Source organism: Actinopolyspora sp. BKK2 (genome assembly GCF_011291845.1).
In the GTDB taxonomy this organism is placed as follows: Bacteria; Actinomycetota; Actinomycetes; order Mycobacteriales; family Pseudonocardiaceae; genus Actinopolyspora; species Actinopolyspora saharensis.
In genome coordinates, this window is sequence record NZ_JAANTE010000008.1 from 173,688 (window position 1) to 189,285 (window position 15,598).

19 protein-coding genes are annotated in these 15,598 nt (G+C 69.3%); 14 read left to right on the forward strand and 5 right to left on the reverse strand.

Annotation, left to right across the window (positions count from 1 at the left end; genetic code table 11):
* The first annotated feature begins 57 nt into the window (after window positions 1-57).
* From G9Q41_RS17055 to G9Q41_RS17065, 3 genes are all read left to right on the forward strand, one after another.
* Window positions 58-423 (forward strand): F0F1 ATP synthase subunit epsilon, encoded by a 366-nt coding sequence (locus tag G9Q41_RS17055; RefSeq protein ID WP_092523658.1) that lies wholly within the window; start codon window positions 58-60, stop codon window positions 421-423.
* Between the two features lie 12 nt (window positions 424-435).
* Entirely contained in the window at window positions 436-888 is a 453-nt protein-coding gene (locus G9Q41_RS17060; protein WP_092523657.1) for a DUF2550 domain-containing protein, read from the forward strand.
* A 75-nt stretch (window positions 889-963) separates the two neighbouring features.
* Window positions 964-1,440 (forward strand): GNAT family N-acetyltransferase, encoded by a 477-nt coding sequence (locus tag G9Q41_RS17065; protein ID WP_165633466.1) that lies wholly within the window; start codon window positions 964-966, stop codon window positions 1,438-1,440.
* Between the two features lie 145 nt (window positions 1,441-1,585).
* Here the strand turns inward: G9Q41_RS17065 and G9Q41_RS17070 are convergent, their stop codons facing one another.
* Complete coding sequence (locus G9Q41_RS17070; protein ID WP_165633465.1) at window positions 1,586-2,158, reverse strand: cob(I)yrinic acid a,c-diamide adenosyltransferase; 573 nt, start codon at window positions 2,156-2,158, stop codon at window positions 1,586-1,588.
* Window positions 2,159-2,356: 198 nt separating this feature from the next.
* On the opposite strand from G9Q41_RS17070, the gene murA reads away from it, so the two are divergent.
* From murA to G9Q41_RS17085, 3 genes are all read left to right on the forward strand, one after another.
* Complete coding sequence (gene murA, locus G9Q41_RS17075; RefSeq protein WP_092523651.1) at window positions 2,357-3,613, forward strand: UDP-N-acetylglucosamine 1-carboxyvinyltransferase; 1,257 nt, start codon at window positions 2,357-2,359, stop codon at window positions 3,611-3,613.
* Window positions 3,614-3,808: 195 nt separating this feature from the next.
* Window positions 3,809-4,183 (forward strand): hypothetical protein, encoded by a 375-nt coding sequence (locus G9Q41_RS17080; protein ID WP_165633464.1) that lies wholly within the window; start codon window positions 3,809-3,811, stop codon window positions 4,181-4,183.
* A gap of 169 nt (window positions 4,184-4,352) precedes the next feature.
* A complete protein-coding gene (locus G9Q41_RS17085) occupies window positions 4,353-4,556 on the forward strand; it encodes a DUF397 domain-containing protein (RefSeq protein ID WP_165633463.1) in 204 nt (67 codons plus the stop codon).
* 246 nt (window positions 4,557-4,802) lie between these two features.
* Here G9Q41_RS17085 and G9Q41_RS17090 read toward each other — a convergent pair whose 3' ends face one another.
* Window positions 4,803-5,261 (reverse strand): Rieske (2Fe-2S) protein, encoded by a 459-nt coding sequence (locus tag G9Q41_RS17090; protein WP_165633462.1) that lies wholly within the window; start codon window positions 5,259-5,261, stop codon window positions 4,803-4,805.
* A 135-nt stretch (window positions 5,262-5,396) separates the two neighbouring features.
* On the opposite strand from G9Q41_RS17090, the gene G9Q41_RS17095 reads away from it, so the two are divergent.
* Window positions 5,397-5,795 carry a hypothetical protein gene (locus G9Q41_RS17095; protein ID WP_165633461.1) on the forward strand — a complete coding sequence of 133 codons (399 nt, stop codon included), beginning with the start codon at window positions 5,397-5,399 and terminating at the stop codon, window positions 5,793-5,795.
* A 140-nt stretch (window positions 5,796-5,935) separates the two neighbouring features.
* Here G9Q41_RS17095 and G9Q41_RS17100 read toward each other — a convergent pair whose 3' ends face one another.
* Both G9Q41_RS17100 and G9Q41_RS17105 read right to left on the reverse strand, forming a co-directional pair.
* On the reverse strand, window positions 5,936-6,604 hold the full coding sequence (locus tag G9Q41_RS17100) for a LysE family translocator (protein ID WP_165633460.1): 669 nt from the start codon (window positions 6,602-6,604) through the stop codon (window positions 5,936-5,938).
* Window positions 6,605-6,693: 89 nt separating this feature from the next.
* Window positions 6,694-7,269, reverse strand: coding sequence for an NUDIX hydrolase (locus G9Q41_RS17105; protein ID WP_165633459.1), 576 nt, complete (start codon window positions 7,267-7,269; stop codon window positions 6,694-6,696).
* Window positions 7,270-7,471: 202 nt separating this feature from the next.
* Here G9Q41_RS17105 and nucS point away from each other — a divergent pair, with 202 nt between their 5' ends.
* Window positions 7,472-8,131: an endonuclease NucS gene (gene nucS, locus G9Q41_RS17110; protein WP_165633458.1), complete on the forward strand. Its 660-nt coding sequence runs from the start codon at window positions 7,472-7,474 to the stop codon at window positions 8,129-8,131.
* 8 nt (window positions 8,132-8,139) lie between these two features.
* Here nucS and G9Q41_RS17115 read toward each other — a convergent pair whose 3' ends face one another.
* Window positions 8,140-8,400: a hypothetical protein gene (locus G9Q41_RS17115; protein ID WP_165633457.1), complete on the reverse strand. Its 261-nt coding sequence runs from the start codon at window positions 8,398-8,400 to the stop codon at window positions 8,140-8,142.
* 674 nt (window positions 8,401-9,074) lie between these two features.
* Here G9Q41_RS17115 and G9Q41_RS17120 point away from each other — a divergent pair.
* The 6 genes from G9Q41_RS17120 to dhaM all read left to right on the forward strand — a co-directional run bounded on the left by G9Q41_RS17120 (window position 9,075) and on the right by dhaM (window position 15,594).
* Complete coding sequence (locus G9Q41_RS17120; RefSeq protein ID WP_165633456.1) at window positions 9,075-10,754, forward strand: sodium:solute symporter family protein; 1,680 nt, start codon at window positions 9,075-9,077, stop codon at window positions 10,752-10,754.
* Window positions 10,755-10,781: 27 nt separating this feature from the next.
* Complete coding sequence (locus tag G9Q41_RS17125) at window positions 10,782-11,057, forward strand: hypothetical protein (RefSeq protein WP_092523630.1); 276 nt, start codon at window positions 10,782-10,784, stop codon at window positions 11,055-11,057.
* A 255-nt stretch (window positions 11,058-11,312) separates the two neighbouring features.
* A complete protein-coding gene (locus G9Q41_RS17130; protein ID WP_165633455.1) occupies window positions 11,313-12,842 on the forward strand; it encodes an aldehyde dehydrogenase family protein in 1,530 nt (509 codons plus the stop codon).
* Window positions 12,843-13,104: 262 nt separating this feature from the next.
* Entirely contained in the window at window positions 13,105-14,100 is a 996-nt protein-coding gene (gene dhaK, locus G9Q41_RS17135; protein ID WP_165633454.1) for a dihydroxyacetone kinase subunit DhaK, read from the forward strand.
* 151 nt (window positions 14,101-14,251) lie between these two features.
* Window positions 14,252-14,890 (forward strand): dihydroxyacetone kinase subunit DhaL, encoded by a 639-nt coding sequence (gene dhaL / locus G9Q41_RS17140; RefSeq protein WP_165633453.1) that lies wholly within the window; start codon window positions 14,252-14,254, stop codon window positions 14,888-14,890.
* Window positions 14,890-15,594 carry a dihydroxyacetone kinase phosphoryl donor subunit DhaM gene (gene dhaM, locus G9Q41_RS17145; RefSeq protein WP_207631348.1) on the forward strand — a complete coding sequence of 235 codons (705 nt, stop codon included), beginning with the start codon at window positions 14,890-14,892 and terminating at the stop codon, window positions 15,592-15,594. The genes dhaL and dhaM overlap by 1 nt, the downstream gene beginning before the upstream one ends.
* Window positions 15,595-15,598 lie beyond the last annotated feature (4 nt).

Below are 15,598 nucleotides of genomic sequence, written 5' to 3' on the forward strand. Positions count from 1 at the left end.
CGGACGTGCCCGATCCATCGGATAGACTACGACGACACACCGACAAAGGAGACACGCGTGGCCGAGATGTCCGTCGAGCTGGTCGCCGTGGAGCGCCGCCTGTGGTCCGGTAAGGCGACCAGCGTGGTAGCCCAGACGACCGAGGGTGTAATCGGCATTCTTCCTGGACACGAGCCGATGCTCGGTCAACTGGTCGAAGGTGGGGTCGTGAAGATCACCACTCCGGAGCACGAGACCGTCACGGCCGCCGTGCACGGTGGTTTCCTCTCCGTGGCCAACGGTGTGGTCAGCGTTCTCGCGGAGTCCGCTGAACTGGCGCAGGAAATAGACGTCGCTGCCGCGCGCCGTGAGGCCGAGGGTGATGATGAGCAGACCAGGGTCCGAGCCCGGTCCAGGCTGCGAGTGGCGGGCTACTCCGGCTGACGGTCCCAGTTGATGAGCGCCTCGATCGTGCTGGTCGCCGTTCTGCTCGCTTTGGCTGTTCTCGCCGTGCTCCTGGTGCTCGGCGGGATGCTCCTCGCGCGCAGACGGCTGCGCAACCTGCGCGCCGGCGGGATCGAGGTCGCGCTTCGCGTGTATCGCGCGGAGCCGGGCCGGGGATGGCACCTGGGGGTGGCGCGCTACCGCGGTGAGGAGTTCGCCTGGTACCGCGCGTTGAGCCTGCGCTCCGGTCCGGACTGGGTGCTCAACCGCGGCAACATAGTGATATCCGACCGACGTCGCCCCACCAGGGCCGAGGCCTACACGATGCCCGCGGGATCGCTCGTGCTGCACCTGGGCAGGTCCCAGGAGGACATCGAGGTCGCGATGGGCAACGACGCGTTGACCGGTTTCCTGTCCTGGTTGGAGTCCGCCCCACCGAGCAGCGTCGCTCCGTGGGCGTCGTGAGCCGGCGCGGCCGCGCCGGCCGCCAGCACGAGTGGCTCTCGATTCCGGTACGGGAGCTTTCCGTATCCTGGGGGAGTGCGTATCGAGACCGGTGCCTATGATCACCCCGATGCGGTTGAGCTGATCGAGCAGCTCCAGCGGGAGTACCACCACCGCTACGGCGGTCCGGACACCACCCCGCTCACTCCCGCGGACTTCCTGCCGCCGCGAGGCGTGTTCCTGATCGGCTACTGCGCGGAGCGGCCGGTGGCCATCGGCGGTTGGCGTGGTCAGGAGGCGAGCACCGACGGGTTCCGGGACGGTGACGCCGAGCTCAAGCGCATGTACGTGGCTCCTTCGGCCCGTGGTCTGGGCTACGCCCGCGCCGTGCTGGCGGCTCTGGAGCGCGCAGCGCTCGCCGCGGGGCGGAAGCGGATGGTGCTGGAAACCGGGTTGCAGCAGCCGGAGGCGATCGGTCTGTACCGTTCCTCCGGCTACCACGAGACGGAGAAGTTCGGCGTCCACCGCTGCGAGCCGGACAGCAGGTGCTTCGCCAAGGAACTGGCGGGCTGAAAGGAACTGCCGGGCTGAACACCTCCGACCGCTCGGGGCGCCCGGAGGGCGGCCCGAGCGCGGCCTCACGAGCGGGTGGTCGGGCCCGCCGCACGAGGCGGTCCGGGGCGCCGGGGCGAGTCCCGCGAGAACTGCCGGGAGGCGTTCACCGGTCCCCGCCGGGGCGCCACAGCACGTCCCCGTTCGGGTTGGCCGTGCGCGCGAGGACGAACAGCAGATCGGACAGCCGGTTGAGGTACTTGGCCGGGAGCTCGTTGGTGTTGTCGGGCTCCTGCGCGATCAGGGTCCACGCGCAGCGCTCGGCTCGCCGCGCCACGCAGCGCGCCTGGTGCAGCAGGGCTCCTCCAGGGGTGCCGCCGGGGAGGATGAACGAGTTCAGCTTCCCGAGGCGCTCGTTGTGCTCGTCGCACCACTTCTCCAGCTGTTCGACGTAGTCGGCCGTCACCCTCAGCGGGGGGTACTCCGGGGCTTCGACCACGGGAGTGGCCAGGTCGGCGCCGACGTCGAACAGATCGTTCTGCACGGAGCGCAGCACGTCGTGGACATCCGCGTCGAACGTGGCCGTGGCCAGGGCCACTCCGATCACCGAGTTCGTCTCGTCGACGTCGGCGTAGGCGCTGATCCTGGCGTCGGACTTGTGCACCACCGAGTTGTCCGAGAGCCGAGTGGTCCCCGAGTCGCCGGTGCGGGTGTAGATCTTGGTCAGATGCACGCTCATGGGCACAAGCCTAGGCGGTGACCCCACGCTCCCCGTCCGCGCCGTGACGGCGAGCACAGGTGCGAGCTCGAGTTCGCCGCGGGATCGCGCGGAGGAGGCGTTGTCCGGTGGCGGGAGTCGTTACCCTCCAGAATCGGACGTTTCCCTAACGCCACCCACTCGGATGTCAAGCGCGCCGCGGCCGTAACCTGGCTGCCCGTGAGTGAGCATTTCCGGGTACACGGCGGAGCCCGCCTCGTCGGCGAGGTCGGCGTGGTCGGCGCGAAGAACAGCGTGCTGAAGCTGATGGCTGCTTCCCTGCTGGCCGAAGGCACCACGACCATCACGAACTGCCCGGAGATCCTGGACGTTCCGCTGATGGCCGACGTGCTGCGCAGCCTCGGCTGCTCCGTCGAGATCGAGGGGGCGACCACCACGGTCACGACACCTCCCGAGATCAGCCACGAGGCCGTCTCGGTGTACATGAGCAGGCTCCGCGCCTCGGTGTGCGTGCTCGGTCCGCTGGTGGCGCGCTGCCGGCGTGCCGTGGTCACTCTGCCCGGTGGTGACGCCATCGGTTCCCGTCCGCTGGACATGCACCAGAGCGGACTCCGCCAACTCGGTGCGGACAGCCACATCGAGCACGGCGCCGTGGTCGCCGAGGCGGAGAACCTGCACGGGGCCCAGATCTGGCTGGATTTCCCCAGCGTCGGCGCCACGGAGAACATCCTGATGGCCTCGGTGCTGGCCGACGGCACCACGGTGATCGACAACGCCGCGCGCGAGCCCGAGATAGTCGACCTGTGCGTGATGCTGCAGCAGATGGGCGCCAAGATCGAGGGCGCGGGCACCTCCACGTTGACCGTGCACGGCGTCACGTCGCTGAAGCCGGTGCAGCACCAGGTCATCGGCGACCGCATCGTCGCGGCGACCTGGGCTTTCGCCGCCGCGGCCACGCGTGGTGACGTAACGGTGCACGGGGTCGACCCGAACAACGTCAACCTCGTGCTGGAGAAGCTGCGCGGCGCGGGCGCCGAGATCACCTCCTCGGACGAGAGCTTTCGCGTGGTGATGAACTCGCGCCCCAGCGCGGTCGACTACGTCACGCTGCCCTTCCCGGGATTCCCGACGGACCTCCAGCCCATGGCGCTGGCGCTGTCGGCCGTGGCCGACGGCACCTCCATGATCACCGAGAACCTCTTCGAGTCGCGGTTCCGCTTCATCGAGGAGCTGGTGCGCATGGGGGCCGACGCCCGCACCGACGGGCATCACGCCGTGGTGCGCGGTCAGGAACGGTTGTCGAGCGCGCCGGTGTGGGCCTCGGACATCCGCGCCGGGGTCGGGCTGGTGCTCGCCGGGCTGTGCGCGGACGGCGTCACCGAGGTGTGGGACGTCTTCCACATCGACCGCGGTTATCCCGAGTTCGTCGAGCAGCTGCGCGGTCTGGGAGCCGAGATCGAGCGGGTCTCCGACTGAGGCGGTCGGCGGCCTTGTTCGCGCGGCGTTGCCCGGTGCGCTGGTGGGCGTTTCGGCGCCGGGAGCGTCGTGATCAACCCCGCTTCACCCCGATGCACACGTACGTGTGGTAGTCGACCGTGCACGTCAAGTGACCGCGCGCGAGCGGTCGATGATCTTGATGTGGTTGGCGGCGTCGCTACGGGAGTTCGTGGAGTGATGGAGCACGGTGCGCAGACTCCGCAGGGAGAGCTCGACGGCCCGGCTGTGGTCCGCTCGGCCCCGACCGAGTGCGCGCATCCGCGTGAACGACTGCGCTGGGTGGGCGATTTCTCCGGTGAACCCGATCATTGGGTGTTCCGGATCGACTGTCTACGGTGTGGGGGTTCGTGGGATCACACCTCCGAGGACGACGACGCTCCTTGGGACCAGGTGACCCGGATGCTCGAGGAGGGCAGGTTCAGCAGGTTGTACCCCGGCCTCGGCCACGTGCGGGCAGCGACCCGCGCGACGGCGGCCGTGGCCGAGCACACGCCCGAGATCATGCGCGATCTCGAGAGCATGGGAGCCACGAAGTTCCCCATCGACTGATTGGGGTTCTCGGCGCGGGACGGGGCGCGAGCGGTGTCTCCGGTGTTGCGGCACCGGGGCGGGTCGGCCCGTCGCCCCGGGCCGGAGAACCTCGGTGAGAGCCCGTGACCGGAGAAACTTCCGACGGTGTATCCGGAGTTTCGTCCGCTCGACCCGTTAGGAGTGGATTATGCCCATAGATTGGTCGCAGGTGACGTTTCACAAGGCGAGCGCGTCGAGCGTCGAGGGTACGGAGTGCGTGGAAGTCGCACGGATAGGCGATACGTACGGCGTGCGGAACTCCCGGGATCCGCACGGCCTGGTGCTCGAGTTCACCCACGCCGAGATGGCGGCCTTCGCCGACGGAGTCCGCAACGGTGAGTTCGGGGTCTGACGGCGCGCCGTCGACTCCGTCCACGTAGCTAGGCCCGGCGGCCCCGCTCACCGGAGCGGCGGCCGCCCAGGGCAGTTCCGTCGGGCCCCGGTTTCGCGCGGAACGTTGCCTGCGAACGCCGCGGCCTCCCGCCCGGGGCGCGGCGCTGCCGAGGACGGGCGCTGCCGAGGACGGGCGCTGTCGAGGACGGGCGCTGTCGAGGAGCGTCGCCTCCTCGGCGCCGGAGCGAGTCGCCGAGCAGCTCCGTCAGGCCTCACCGGTCAGGACGTCGCCCGCTTCGGTGCGCACCGGAACGGAAGGCAGCGGATCCCGGGCCGGACCGCTGACGACCTCTCCGGAGGCGGATTCGAAGACCGAGCCGTGGCAGGGGCAGCGCAACTGCTCCCCGGCGGCCTCGACAGTGCACCCCATGTGCGTGCACACGGCGCTGTGCGCGGTCACCTCGCCCTCCTGCGGACGGGAGAGCGCGATCTTCTCCTCCGGGCCGTCGACGATCAGTGAACCGCCCACCGGCACCTCGTCCACGCGGGCGAGCTGCTTTCCGGACTCGGGGGCCCGCCCTCCCGACGAGTCGGGCTGCTCGGTGGAGGTGAGCGAGGACCCCTGGTAGGAGTCGCCGGAACACCCGGCCGATGCGACGAGGCCCGCGCACGCCCCGCCCACGGCCAGCGCGCGACGTCGCGTGGTCGACCGTTCGACGTCCATGTTCCCTCCGCTGATGACTCGCTGCGATCCGTTCCGATCCGGACAATACCGGCACGGGGGTGCGAACGCCCAGCACGCCCTCGAAAAAAGCACCGCCCTTCAGCGGTGCCGGATCAGTCGAGCGTTGGAGTACGGATGGTTACGAGCTTTTCGAACGGCCCGAGTCACACCGTCGCGGAGCTGCTCCGAGCGTTGGTGACGGCGGGGTTGCTCATGTCGGCTGTTGTCCACTTCGAACTGTGGGCGCAGGGTGTGAGCGAAGTGGCCGTGATAGGGCCGCTGTTCCTGCTCAACGCGGTGGCCGGCCTGGTGTTGGCCCTGGTGCTGCTCGGCTGGAAGCACTGGCTGCCCGCCGCGGGAGCCATCGGGTTCGGTGTGCTGACGCTGATCGCCTTCGTGCTGGCAGTCACGGTCGGACTGTTCGGCTCGCACGAAGTGGCCACGGGGGTTCCGCAGCTGTTGGCGGGGGTTGCCGAGGTCGTGGTGGTGGTCGGGGCCGTCCCCCTCGTGGTGCTCGGCCTCCGCTCCCGGTAGGAGTTCAGTTGCTCGGCCGTCGTGGGTGGTCGATGCCTCGAGGAGGAAGTCGGCGTCCTGCGCCGTCGGTCCGCTCCGCAGCAGCGCTCCCCACGACGGCCGACCCGGCTTCGCGACGCGTCCGACTCGCGCACCGGAGATCACCGAACCGCCGTCCTCCAGGCCCCGAGGGCGACCCGCAGCCCCAGCGCGATCAGCACCGCACCGGTGATGCTCTCCAGGGCCGAGCGGACCTTCTTCCTGCTCAGCAGTCCCTGCAGACCGGCGAGCAGCCAGGAGAGGACCCTCCACCAGAGCAGTCCCGTCACCACGAAGACCAGGGCCAGCTGCAGCGAGGTGATCGTGTGCGGCTCGTCGTTTCCGACGAACTGCGGCAGCAGGGTCAGGAAGAGCACGACGATCTTGGGGTTCAGCAGGTTGCTGATCAGTCCCTGGCGGTACGCGGTGGACAGGGCGAGTTTCGGTTCGTCGGCCGTCGTCGAGCAGCCGCGGTCGGCATCCGCGCCGATGGTTCCGCGCCCGCCGCGCAGCGTGGAGATCAGGCTGCGGACGCCGAGCCAGATCAGATAGCAGGCTCCGACCACCTTGAGCACGGTGTAGGCGGTCGCCGAGGCGGCCAGCAGCGCGGACAGGCCCGCGACCGAGACGACCGCGTGGACGACGAGTCCGGTGCAGCACCCGAGTCCGGTCCACCAGCACGCGGCGGAACCGCCGCGCAGGCTGTTGCGGATCCCGAGGGCCATGTCGGCACCGGGAGTTATCGTGATCAGAACGGTCAGCAGCAGGAACGGAACGAGCTGATCGGGCACGTCCGCAGGGTACTTTCACCGGCCACGAAGTCGTGAGGGCGCTTTTCGCGGAAAACGGGTGGGGGCTGTCGTGATATGCCGCCCCGGGGTCAGGAGTCGTTCGTCCCGGCGCCGCGTTCGTGCAGCAGCAGCAGGGTGTAGGCGGCGATCGACTGGGCGTCGGTCACCTCGCCCTCGGCGATCATGCCCTCGACCTCGGCGCGGTCGAACAGGGCCGCGCGCATGTCCTGCTCCTCGAGCTCCCGTTCGTGCGCCCCGCGGGTGAGTTCGGTAGCGAGGAAGGCCCTGCCCCGCTGGCTGGACATTCCGGCAGCCACGTCCAGCGTCCCGAGCTCGGTCATCCGCTCGGCGCGCAGCCCGGTCTCCTCGCGGAGCTCCCGCTCCGCGAGCCCGGCGGGTTCCGCGGTGGCGAGACCCGGGGCCGTTCCCTGGGGGAACTCCCATCGGCGCATTCCCAGCGGGTAGCGGTACTGCTCGACGAGCCAGAGCCCTTCCCGTCGGCCGTTCGCGCCGTCGGGGTGCCGCTCCAGCGGGATGATCAGCGCGTAGTCGGGTTTGTCGACCACCCCGTAGATCCCGTCCGAGCCGTCCGCCCGCCGGACCTCGTCCTCACGCACCGTCATCCACGGATTCGCGTAGACCTGCCTGCTGCTTGCCGTCCACATGTGTTCGGGCCTCTCCGGGGCGGGGCGTCGTCGAGCTGAGCCGCGTGGGGGCTCTCCTCGGAGTCGCAGGGTACAACCCGCTGTTCTCCGCGGGGTCGCTCGGCCTGAAGACCTGCCGGGAGAGTGCCTACCGCAGGGCGGTCTCGACACTCGCGGCAGGCGGTTGTCGATGTTGGTGGGGCTTACCCTTACGCTCTGTCGAGTGCGTCTTGTAATCGCTACCTGCAAGGTTGACTACATCGGCAGGCTGAACGCCCATCTGCCGTTGGCCACCAGACTTCTGTTGATCAAGGCCGACGGCTCCGTCTCCGTGCACTCGGACGACAGGGCCTACAAGCCGTTGAACTGGATGAGTCCACCGTGCTGGTTGATCGAGGACCCCGACGTGTGGACGGTGCAGAACAAGGCGGGCGAGAAACTGGTCATCGCCGTCAAGGAGATCCTGCACGACTCCAACTACGAGTTGGGCTCGGAACCCGGGCTGGTCAAGGACGGGGTCGAGTCGCATCTGCAGCAGCTGTTGGCCGAGCACGTCAGCACGCTCGGTGAGGGCTGGACGCTGGTGCGGCGGGAGTACCCCACTCCGATCGGTCCCGTGGATCTGATGTGCCGGGACTCCAGCGGGGGCAACGTCGCGGTCGAGATCAAACGACGCGGCGAGATCGACGGTGTCGAGCAGCTGACCCGCTATCTGGAGCTGCTCAACCGCGATCCGCTGCTCGCGCCCGTCAGCGGGGTCTTCGCCGCCCAGCAGATCAAGCAGCAAGCACGCACTCTGGCGGAGGACCGCGGCATCCGCTGCGTGACGCTGAACTACGAGCAGCTGCGTGGGATCGACCCGGACGAGTACCGGCTGTTCTGATCGAGGCTCTACGCCGCTCCGGTGCCCGCGCACCGGAGAGCGGCGCTCTCGTCCCGGGAGCGGCGCAGTCCGTCCAGCACGCGGGCGAGCAGCGGCGGATCGGGCGGAGTCCACTGCGCAACGGGGGGTCCGGGCGAGACCGCGGAACGATGTCCGCCCCGCGTGCCCGTCCACGTCGGCAGTTCGCCCCGGAAAGCGAGCACGTAGCCGAGTGTCCTGGGGGCGGGCTTGCGGGGCGAATCCGACCGGGGGATCGGAGGGGCCGTCACGATCTCACTCCTTCACGACAGGCCCGCGCCGGACGACGGGGCCGTCGGCGTGCAACTGGGTCGTCGCCGGACGGGGCCGTGGCCGGGCGGGCTCGGACTTCGAGGTGGGAACGGGTCGCTCAACCGTGTGGAACACCGTTGCGCGGCGGTTCGCTCAGCCAGCGCAGCAGCAGCCACGGGCCGAGGACCAGTGTCACGGCGAGCAGTGTGAGCATCTCCGCGATCCCCATGCCATCACCTCCTGTGTTCGGAACGATGCTATGCGTGCACGGCCGATCGGCGATAGAAGTGAGCTAATCACTACACCGCTCGGGCTAACAGGTCGCCCCGAAAGAGGCTCGTTCAGCGGTTGTGTCGCTGCGTTTCGTTACTCCGAGTGATCACTTTCGTTCGTGACGACGCGATGCTCACTGGAACGGGGGCGGCAGGGTGGTGCTGTTCGGCGAGCTCACCGGGGGTGGAGGAGGTGGGAAAGCGTGTCGAATTCGTGCCGCAATTCGGCACGAAGTGAATTCACACGATCACTCGGCGAGCACGAAAGATCCGCACCGGCCTCCGAAATCAACGAATTGGTATCACCCTCTCTGTGACCGTCCCCACTGTGCGGTATTGTTCGCCTGTTTTTACAACTGGTGATTACCGTTTGACGTTGTTGATTTTGGAGGTGGGGCGACGTGCATGCGTTAGCCCAGGAGCAGCTTCGACTGGACGCGGGACCGGTCGATTATCTGCTGCTCGCGCTCTACTTCTTGTTCGTGCTGGGAATCGGTTACCTCGCGCGGCGCTCGGTCTCGAGCAGTCTCGACTTCTTCCTGTCGGGGCGCTCCCTGCCGGCCTGGGTGACCGGGCTCGCGTTCGTGGCGGCCAATCTCGGTGCCATCGAGATCATCGGGATGTCCGCCAACGGCGCCCAGTACGGCATGCCGACCATGCACTACTTCTGGATCGGCGCCATTCCCGCCATGCTGTTCCTCGGCGTGGTGATGATGCCGTTCTACTACGGTTCCAAGGTGCGCAGCGTTCCCGAGTTCATGCTGCGTCGCTTCGGGAAACCGGCGCACCTGGTCAACGCCATAAGCTTCGCCCTGGCGCAGCTGCTGATCGCGGGAGTGAACCTCTTCCTGCTGGCGAGCATCGTCAACGTGCTGCTCGGCTGGCCCCTCTGGGTCTCGGTGCTGATGGCCGCGGTGATCGTGCTCAGCTACACCGGCCTCGGTGGACTGTCCGCGGCCATCTACAACGAGGTGCTGCAGTTCTTCGTGATCGTGGCCGCCCTGCTGCCGCTGACCATCGTCGGTCTGGCCAAGGTCGGTGGCTGGCAGGGACTGGTGGACAAGGTCTCGGCCCAGGCCGGCGCCCATCAGCTCTCCGCGTGGCCGGGCAACGAGCTGACCGGCTTCGGCAGCAACTTCCTGTCCGTGCTGGGAATCGTGTTCGGGCTCGGCTTCGTGCTCGCCTTCGGGTACTGGACGACCAACTTCGTCGAGGTCCAGCGCGCGATGGCCTCCAAGAGCATGTCCGCGGCCCAGCGAACGCCGATCATCGGGGCGTTCCCGAAGATGCTGATCCCGTTCCTGGTGATCGTTCCGGGCATGATCGCCGCCGTGTCGGTGCAGGACATGGTGGTGTTCAAGCAGCAGGGTGAGGGAAACGTCGACTACAACGACGCGATCCTGCTGCTGATGCGGGACCTGCTGCCGAACGGGATCCTCGGTGTCGCGCTGGCCGGGCTGCTCGCCTCCTTCATGGCCGGGATGGCGGCCAACCTGAGCTCGTTCAACACGGTGTTCACCTACGACATCTGGCAGGCCTACGTGGTCCGGAACCGTCCGGACGGCTACTACCTGAACATGGGGCGCTGGGTGACCGTCGGGGCGACGGTGGCCGCGGTCGGGACCGCGTTCATCGCCTCCGGGTACTCGAACCTGATGGACTACCTGCAGCAGCTCTTCTCGTTGTTCAACGCTCCGCTGTTCGCCACGTTCATCCTCGGTATGTTCTGGAAGCGCATGACTCCCACGGCGGGGTGGCTCGGTCTGGTGCTGGGTACCGGCGCCTCGATGAGCGTCTTCCTGCTGGCCGAGACCGGGGTGCTGGAGCTTCCCGGTCAGGGGGCGAGCTTCGTCGGCGCGGGCGCCGCGTTCGTGGTCGACATCGTGGTCAGCGTGGCCGTCAGCATGGTCACCACCCCGAAACCCGCTGCCGAGCTGACCGGCCTGGTCTACGGGCTGACACCGAAGGAGGACCGGACGGCGTCCACCACCGGCGAGGACGCGGGTTGGTATCGCAGGCCCGGTGTGCTCGCGGGCATAGTCCTGGTCCTGATCGTCGTCCTCAACATCGTTTTCGGGTAACCGCGCTCACCACGTCGGGAGGCAATCATGAGCGAGGAAAACGGCTCCGGTACCCAGCAGGGACAGCGTGCGGGGGCCTTCGACATCCGACTGGTCATAGCGGCCCTGTTCGTCCTGTACGGGGCGATCTGCACGCTGATGGGGCTGCTGGGAACGAGTGAGGAGGAGATCAGCCAGGCCGCCGGGATCAACATCAACCTCTGGAGCGGTCTGGGCATGCTCGTCTTCGCGGGCGCGTTCGCGCTCTGGGCCCGGCTGCGGCCGATCGTCCTGCCCGCGGACTCGGAGACGTCGGGCTCCTGAACCGGCGGAGCTCCGCGTCCAGTCCGGGAACCCGCCGCGGAGCGGGTTCCCGGACGAGCAGCCGATTCCCGGAGGACTCGGGTCGCGCGCCGCCGGCCCGACCGGTCGCCCCGCCGGCGTGCTCCGGGAGCGCGTCCGCGCGCAACCGCGGGCCGAACGGCTCGTTGTTCCCACGGATGGGACGTGTGAGCGTCGCGCACCCGGGGCGCCGATGACGCGCGGCCCGGCGATACAGGATCCGGTGGGGAGGCCAGCATGACCCAGACCGCTCGTGGCAGCGCCGCGGAGAACCCCGGGACGGTGCTCTCGGAGGAGTCGGCCGAAGCGGGCCGCTTCGAATCGCTCGACCCGAGAACGGGTGAGGCAGTCGGTACGCACCCGATTCACGAGCACGGCGCGGTCCGGCGCGCGGTCGAGACCGCGCGGAGCGGTCAGCGGTGGTGGGAGGAGCTCGGCTTCGCGGGGCGGAAACGGCGGTTGGACGCCTGGCGCAGGCTGCTGGTCGCGCGCTTGGACGAAGCCGCGGAGCTGATCTCGGCCGAGACCGGCAAACCACTGGACGACGCGCGGCTGGAGCTGGTGCTGGTCGTCGACCACCTGCACTGGGCGGCGGCCAACGCACCCAAGGTGCTCGGCAGGCGCAGGGTCTCGCCAGGGGTGCTCATGGCCAACCAGGCCGCCACGGTGGAGTACCGCCCCTTCGGGGTGGTCGGGGTCATCGGGCCGTGGAACTATCCGGCCTTCACCCCGATGGGGTCCGTAGCCTACGCACTGGCCGCGGGCAACGCGGTGGTGTTCAAGCCGAGTGAGCTCACCCCGGGAGTCGGCGAGTGGTTGGCGAGCACCTTCGCCGAGGTCGTGCCGGAGCATCCGCTGTTCCAGGTCGTCACCGGTTTCGGTGAGACCGGGGCGGCGCTGTGCCGCGCGGGCGCGGATAAGCTCGCCTTCACCGGCTCCACCGAGACGGGCAAGCGGGTCATGGCGACCTGCTCCGAGTCGCTGACCCCCGTTCTGGTGGAGTGCGGCGGCAAGGACGCCCTGGTCGTCGACTCGGACGCCGATCTGCACGCGGCCGCCGAGGCCGCCGCATGGGGCGCGATCTCCAACGCGGGGCAGACCTGCATCGGGGTGGAGCGCGTCTACGTGGTCGACTCGGTGGCCGACAGGTTCGTCCGGCTCGTCGCGGATCGCGTGGAGAAGCTGCGCCCCGGTGGGCAGTCCACGGCCGACCTGGGGCCCATCACGATGAGCTCGCAGGTCGACGTGATCCGCGAGCATATCGCGGAAGGGACGCGGCGCGGTGGCACGGCCGTGGTCGGCGGCGAGGACTCGGTCCGGCCTCCCTACGTCGATCCGGTGGTGCTCACCGACGTTCCCGAGGACTCCGCCGCGGTGACCGAGGAGACCTTCGGCCCCACGATCGTGATCAACAGGGTGCGCACGGCGGACGAGGGGATCGAGCGCGCCAACGCGGGCAGTTACGGCCTGGGCGGGACGGTGTTCTCCCGGGCCCGCGGCACCGAGCTCGCCAGGAGGATGCGCAGCGGGATGGTCGCGGTGAACTCGGTGATCTCCTTCGCGGCCGTGCCCGCCCTCCCGTTCGGCGGGGTGGGCGACTCCGGGTTCGGGCGAATCCACGGGGCGGACGGGCTGCGCGAGTTCACCAGGGCCCAGGCCGTGACGCGCACCAGGTTCCCCATGCCGCTCAATCCGATGAGCTTCGGGCGCTCCGGGCGGACGGTTCGCCGGCTCGTCGCGCTGATGCGGTTGGTGCGCGGGCGCTGAACCGGGCCTTCCGGGGACGCGGTCGACGGCTCGGTTCGCTCGGTCGCCCCCGAACCGGGGCAACCACGCCGTCCGGAGTGGTCGGCTTGAGGCGACGACGTCGGTGATCCGCCGTATGGTGGCCACATCGGCGCGGACGGTTTCGTGCGGAGTCGTCGCGCTGAAACGCTTTCCGCGGGAATCCGCGCGGATCGGAACCCGACTCGGATTCCTTCGGTTCGGCTCAGCCGAGGCCGTGGCACGTGCCGTTGAGGAGGCCTGTGTGAAGAAGATCATCAATGCTCCCGCCGACATCGTGGTCGACGCGCTCCGCGGGATGGCCGCCGCCCATCCGGAAGAGCTCCGAGTGCAGACCGATCCGGCTTTCGTGGCCCGCTCCGACGCTCCGGTGACGGACAAGGTGGCCGTCGTGTCGGGAGGGGGCTCGGGGCACGAACCGCTGCACGTGGGGTTCGTCGGTCCGGGGATGCTGGACGCCGCGGTCCCGGGGCCGGTGTTCACCTCGCCCACTCCGGACGCCGTCCAGGCCGCTGTCGGGAAGGCGGACTCGGGGGCGGGAACGCTGCTGGTGGTCAAGAACTACACCGGAGACGTCCTGAACTTCGAAACCGCCGCCGAGCTCGCCGAGGCGTCCGGTGTCGGGACCCGCACCGTGGTGGTGCAGGACGACGTGGCGGTCCAGGACTCGACGAACACGGCCGGTCGCAGGGGCGTGGGCGGAACGGTCCTGCTGGAGAAGATCGTGGGTGCTGCCGCCGAACGCGGTGACGACCTCGCCACCTGCCACGAGCTCGCCGAGCGGGTCAGCGCCAACGTCCGCTCGATGGGGATGGCGCTGACCGCCCCGACCGTTCCGCACGTCGGGGAGCCGAGCTTCACCCTCGCCGACTACGAGATGGAGATCGGTATCGGCATCCACGGCGAGCCGGGCAGGGAGCGGGTGGAACTGGAATCGGCCGATCGCGTGGTGCGCCGCCTGCTGGACCCCGTGCTGGAGGACCTGCCCTTCCGGGAGGGGGACGAGGTGCTGCTGTTCACCAACTCGATGGGCGGTACCCCCGGGACCGAGCTGTACCTGGCCCACGGCATAGCGGAGCGGCTGCTCGCCGATCGCGGGGTGCGCGTCACCCGCAGGCTGGTCGGGCCGTACATCACCAGTCTCGAGATGCAGGGGATGAGCCTGACGCTGCTGAAACTGGACGACGAGCTCAGGAACTTGTGGGACGCGCCGGTGCGAACCCCGGCGCTGACCTGGTGATCCCGGCACCGCTCACGCGGCTTGGGAATCCCCGCCCCGGTCCGGGCGGCTCGCCCGGAGCGCCCCGGCGGGGTCCCGGTCGTCGCGCCGGTGAGCACTCCGGCCACAGTGGACCATTCCGGAAGGTCGTTGAAAGATTGGTAAGGACCACATGTCCTGTACGACGCAGCACGTAGTGGCGGCGATGCGCAGCGCGGCGGACTCGATCTCCGAGCACCGCGACGAACTGGTGGAACTGGACAGGGCGATCGGCGACGGCGATCACGGGGAGAACATGGAGCGGGGGTTCCTCGCCGTTCGGAACCAGCTCGAACTCACCGCGCCGGAGAGCCCGGCGGCGGCGCTGAAGTCGGTGGCCACCAGCCTGATCTCCTCGGTAGGCGGGGCCTCCGGTCCGCTGTTCGGCACGGCCTTCCTCCGCGCCTCCACGGCCGTGGGGGAGGCCGAGAGCCTGGACGGCCCCGCGGTGGCCGGGGCGCTGCGCGCGGCCCTGGACGGGGTGACCGCACGCGGGAAGGCCGAGCGCGAGGACAAGACGATGGTGGACGCGCTGGCTCCCGCGGCCGAAGCGGCCGAGGCGGCGAGCGCGACCGGCGGATCAGATCCGGGGGCCGTGCTGCGCGCGGCGGCGGAGGCGGCCGAGACCGGTGCGCGAACGACGGTCTCGTTGATCGCCAAGAAGGGACGGGCCTCGTACCTGGGCGACCGCAGCGCGGGGCACCTGGATCCGGGAGCCCGCTCCGTGGTGCTGTTGTTGAACGCCTTCGCCGATGTGACGGGAGTCGAGTGATGCGAGTCGGTTTGGTGGTCGTTTCCCACAGCGGAGCGCTGTCCGACGGGGTCGTCGAGCTCGTCGGACAGATGGCTCCGCAGGTTCGGGTTAACACGGCCGGGGGTACCTCGGACGGGGGTGTGGGAACGGACTTCGAGGCCACCTCGGCGGCGCTGGCAGCGGCGGAGACGGGCTCCGGAGTCGTGCTGCTCTACGACCTGGGCAGTGCCCGGATGACGGCGGAGCTGGCCGTGGAGTCCCTGGCCGAGCCCAACACGGCGCTGGTGGTCGACGCCCCGCTGGTCGAGGGAGCGGTAGCGGCCGCCGTCGCCGCCCAGAACGGGGACGATCTCGAAGCCGTGGCCAGAGCGGCCGAGCAGGCCGCGGGGGCGGGCGGCGCGGAGCAGTCCGAGCAGGCCGCGGCGACCTCCGCCGCGGAGGGTGCCTCCGTGGCGACCAGAGTGGAACGCGAGCTGACCCTGGAGAACGAGGTGGGGCTGCACGCCAGGCCCGCGGCGCTGCTCGCGCGTTCGCTGACCGGGCTCGAGGCAGCCGTGACCGTTTCCTCCGGGGAGAGCACGGCCGACGCGCGCAGCGTGCTCGGCGTCATGGGACTCGGGGCGCGCAAGGGGGACCGGATCGGTCTGCGGGCGACGGGTCCGGACGCCGAAACCGCGGTGCAGCGGATCACCGAACTGGTCGAGCGCGACTTCGACGAGTGAGCCG

Bases quoted from the DNA above. Each gene is read 5' to 3' on its own strand.
- G9Q41_RS17060 (WP_092523657.1), top strand. From the start codon at position 436: ATGAGCGCCTCGATCGTGCTGGTCGCCGTTCTGCTCGCTTTGGCTGTT.
- G9Q41_RS17070 (WP_165633465.1), bottom strand. From the start codon at position 2,158: ATGAGCGTGCATCTGACCAAGATCTACACCCGCACCGGCGACTCGGGG.
- G9Q41_RS17085 (WP_165633463.1), top strand. From the start codon at position 4,353: ATGCCCATAGATTGGTCGCAGGTGACGTTTCACAAGGCGAGCGCGTCG.
- G9Q41_RS17090 (WP_165633462.1), bottom strand. From the start codon at position 5,261: ATGGACGTCGAACGGTCGACCACGCGACGTCGCGCGCTGGCCGTGGGC.
- G9Q41_RS17095 (WP_165633461.1), top strand. From the start codon at position 5,397: ATGGTTACGAGCTTTTCGAACGGCCCGAGTCACACCGTCGCGGAGCTG.
- G9Q41_RS17105 (WP_165633459.1), bottom strand. From the start codon at position 7,269: ATGTGGACGGCAAGCAGCAGGCAGGTCTACGCGAATCCGTGGATGACG.
- G9Q41_RS17125 (WP_092523630.1), top strand. From the start codon at position 10,782: ATGAGCGAGGAAAACGGCTCCGGTACCCAGCAGGGACAGCGTGCGGGG.
- G9Q41_RS17130 (WP_165633455.1), top strand. From the start codon at position 11,313: ATGACCCAGACCGCTCGTGGCAGCGCCGCGGAGAACCCCGGGACGGTG.
- dhaL (WP_165633453.1), top strand. From the start codon at position 14,252: ATGTCCTGTACGACGCAGCACGTAGTGGCGGCGATGCGCAGCGCGGCG.
- dhaM (WP_207631348.1), top strand. From the start codon at position 14,890: ATGCGAGTCGGTTTGGTGGTCGTTTCCCACAGCGGAGCGCTGTCCGAC.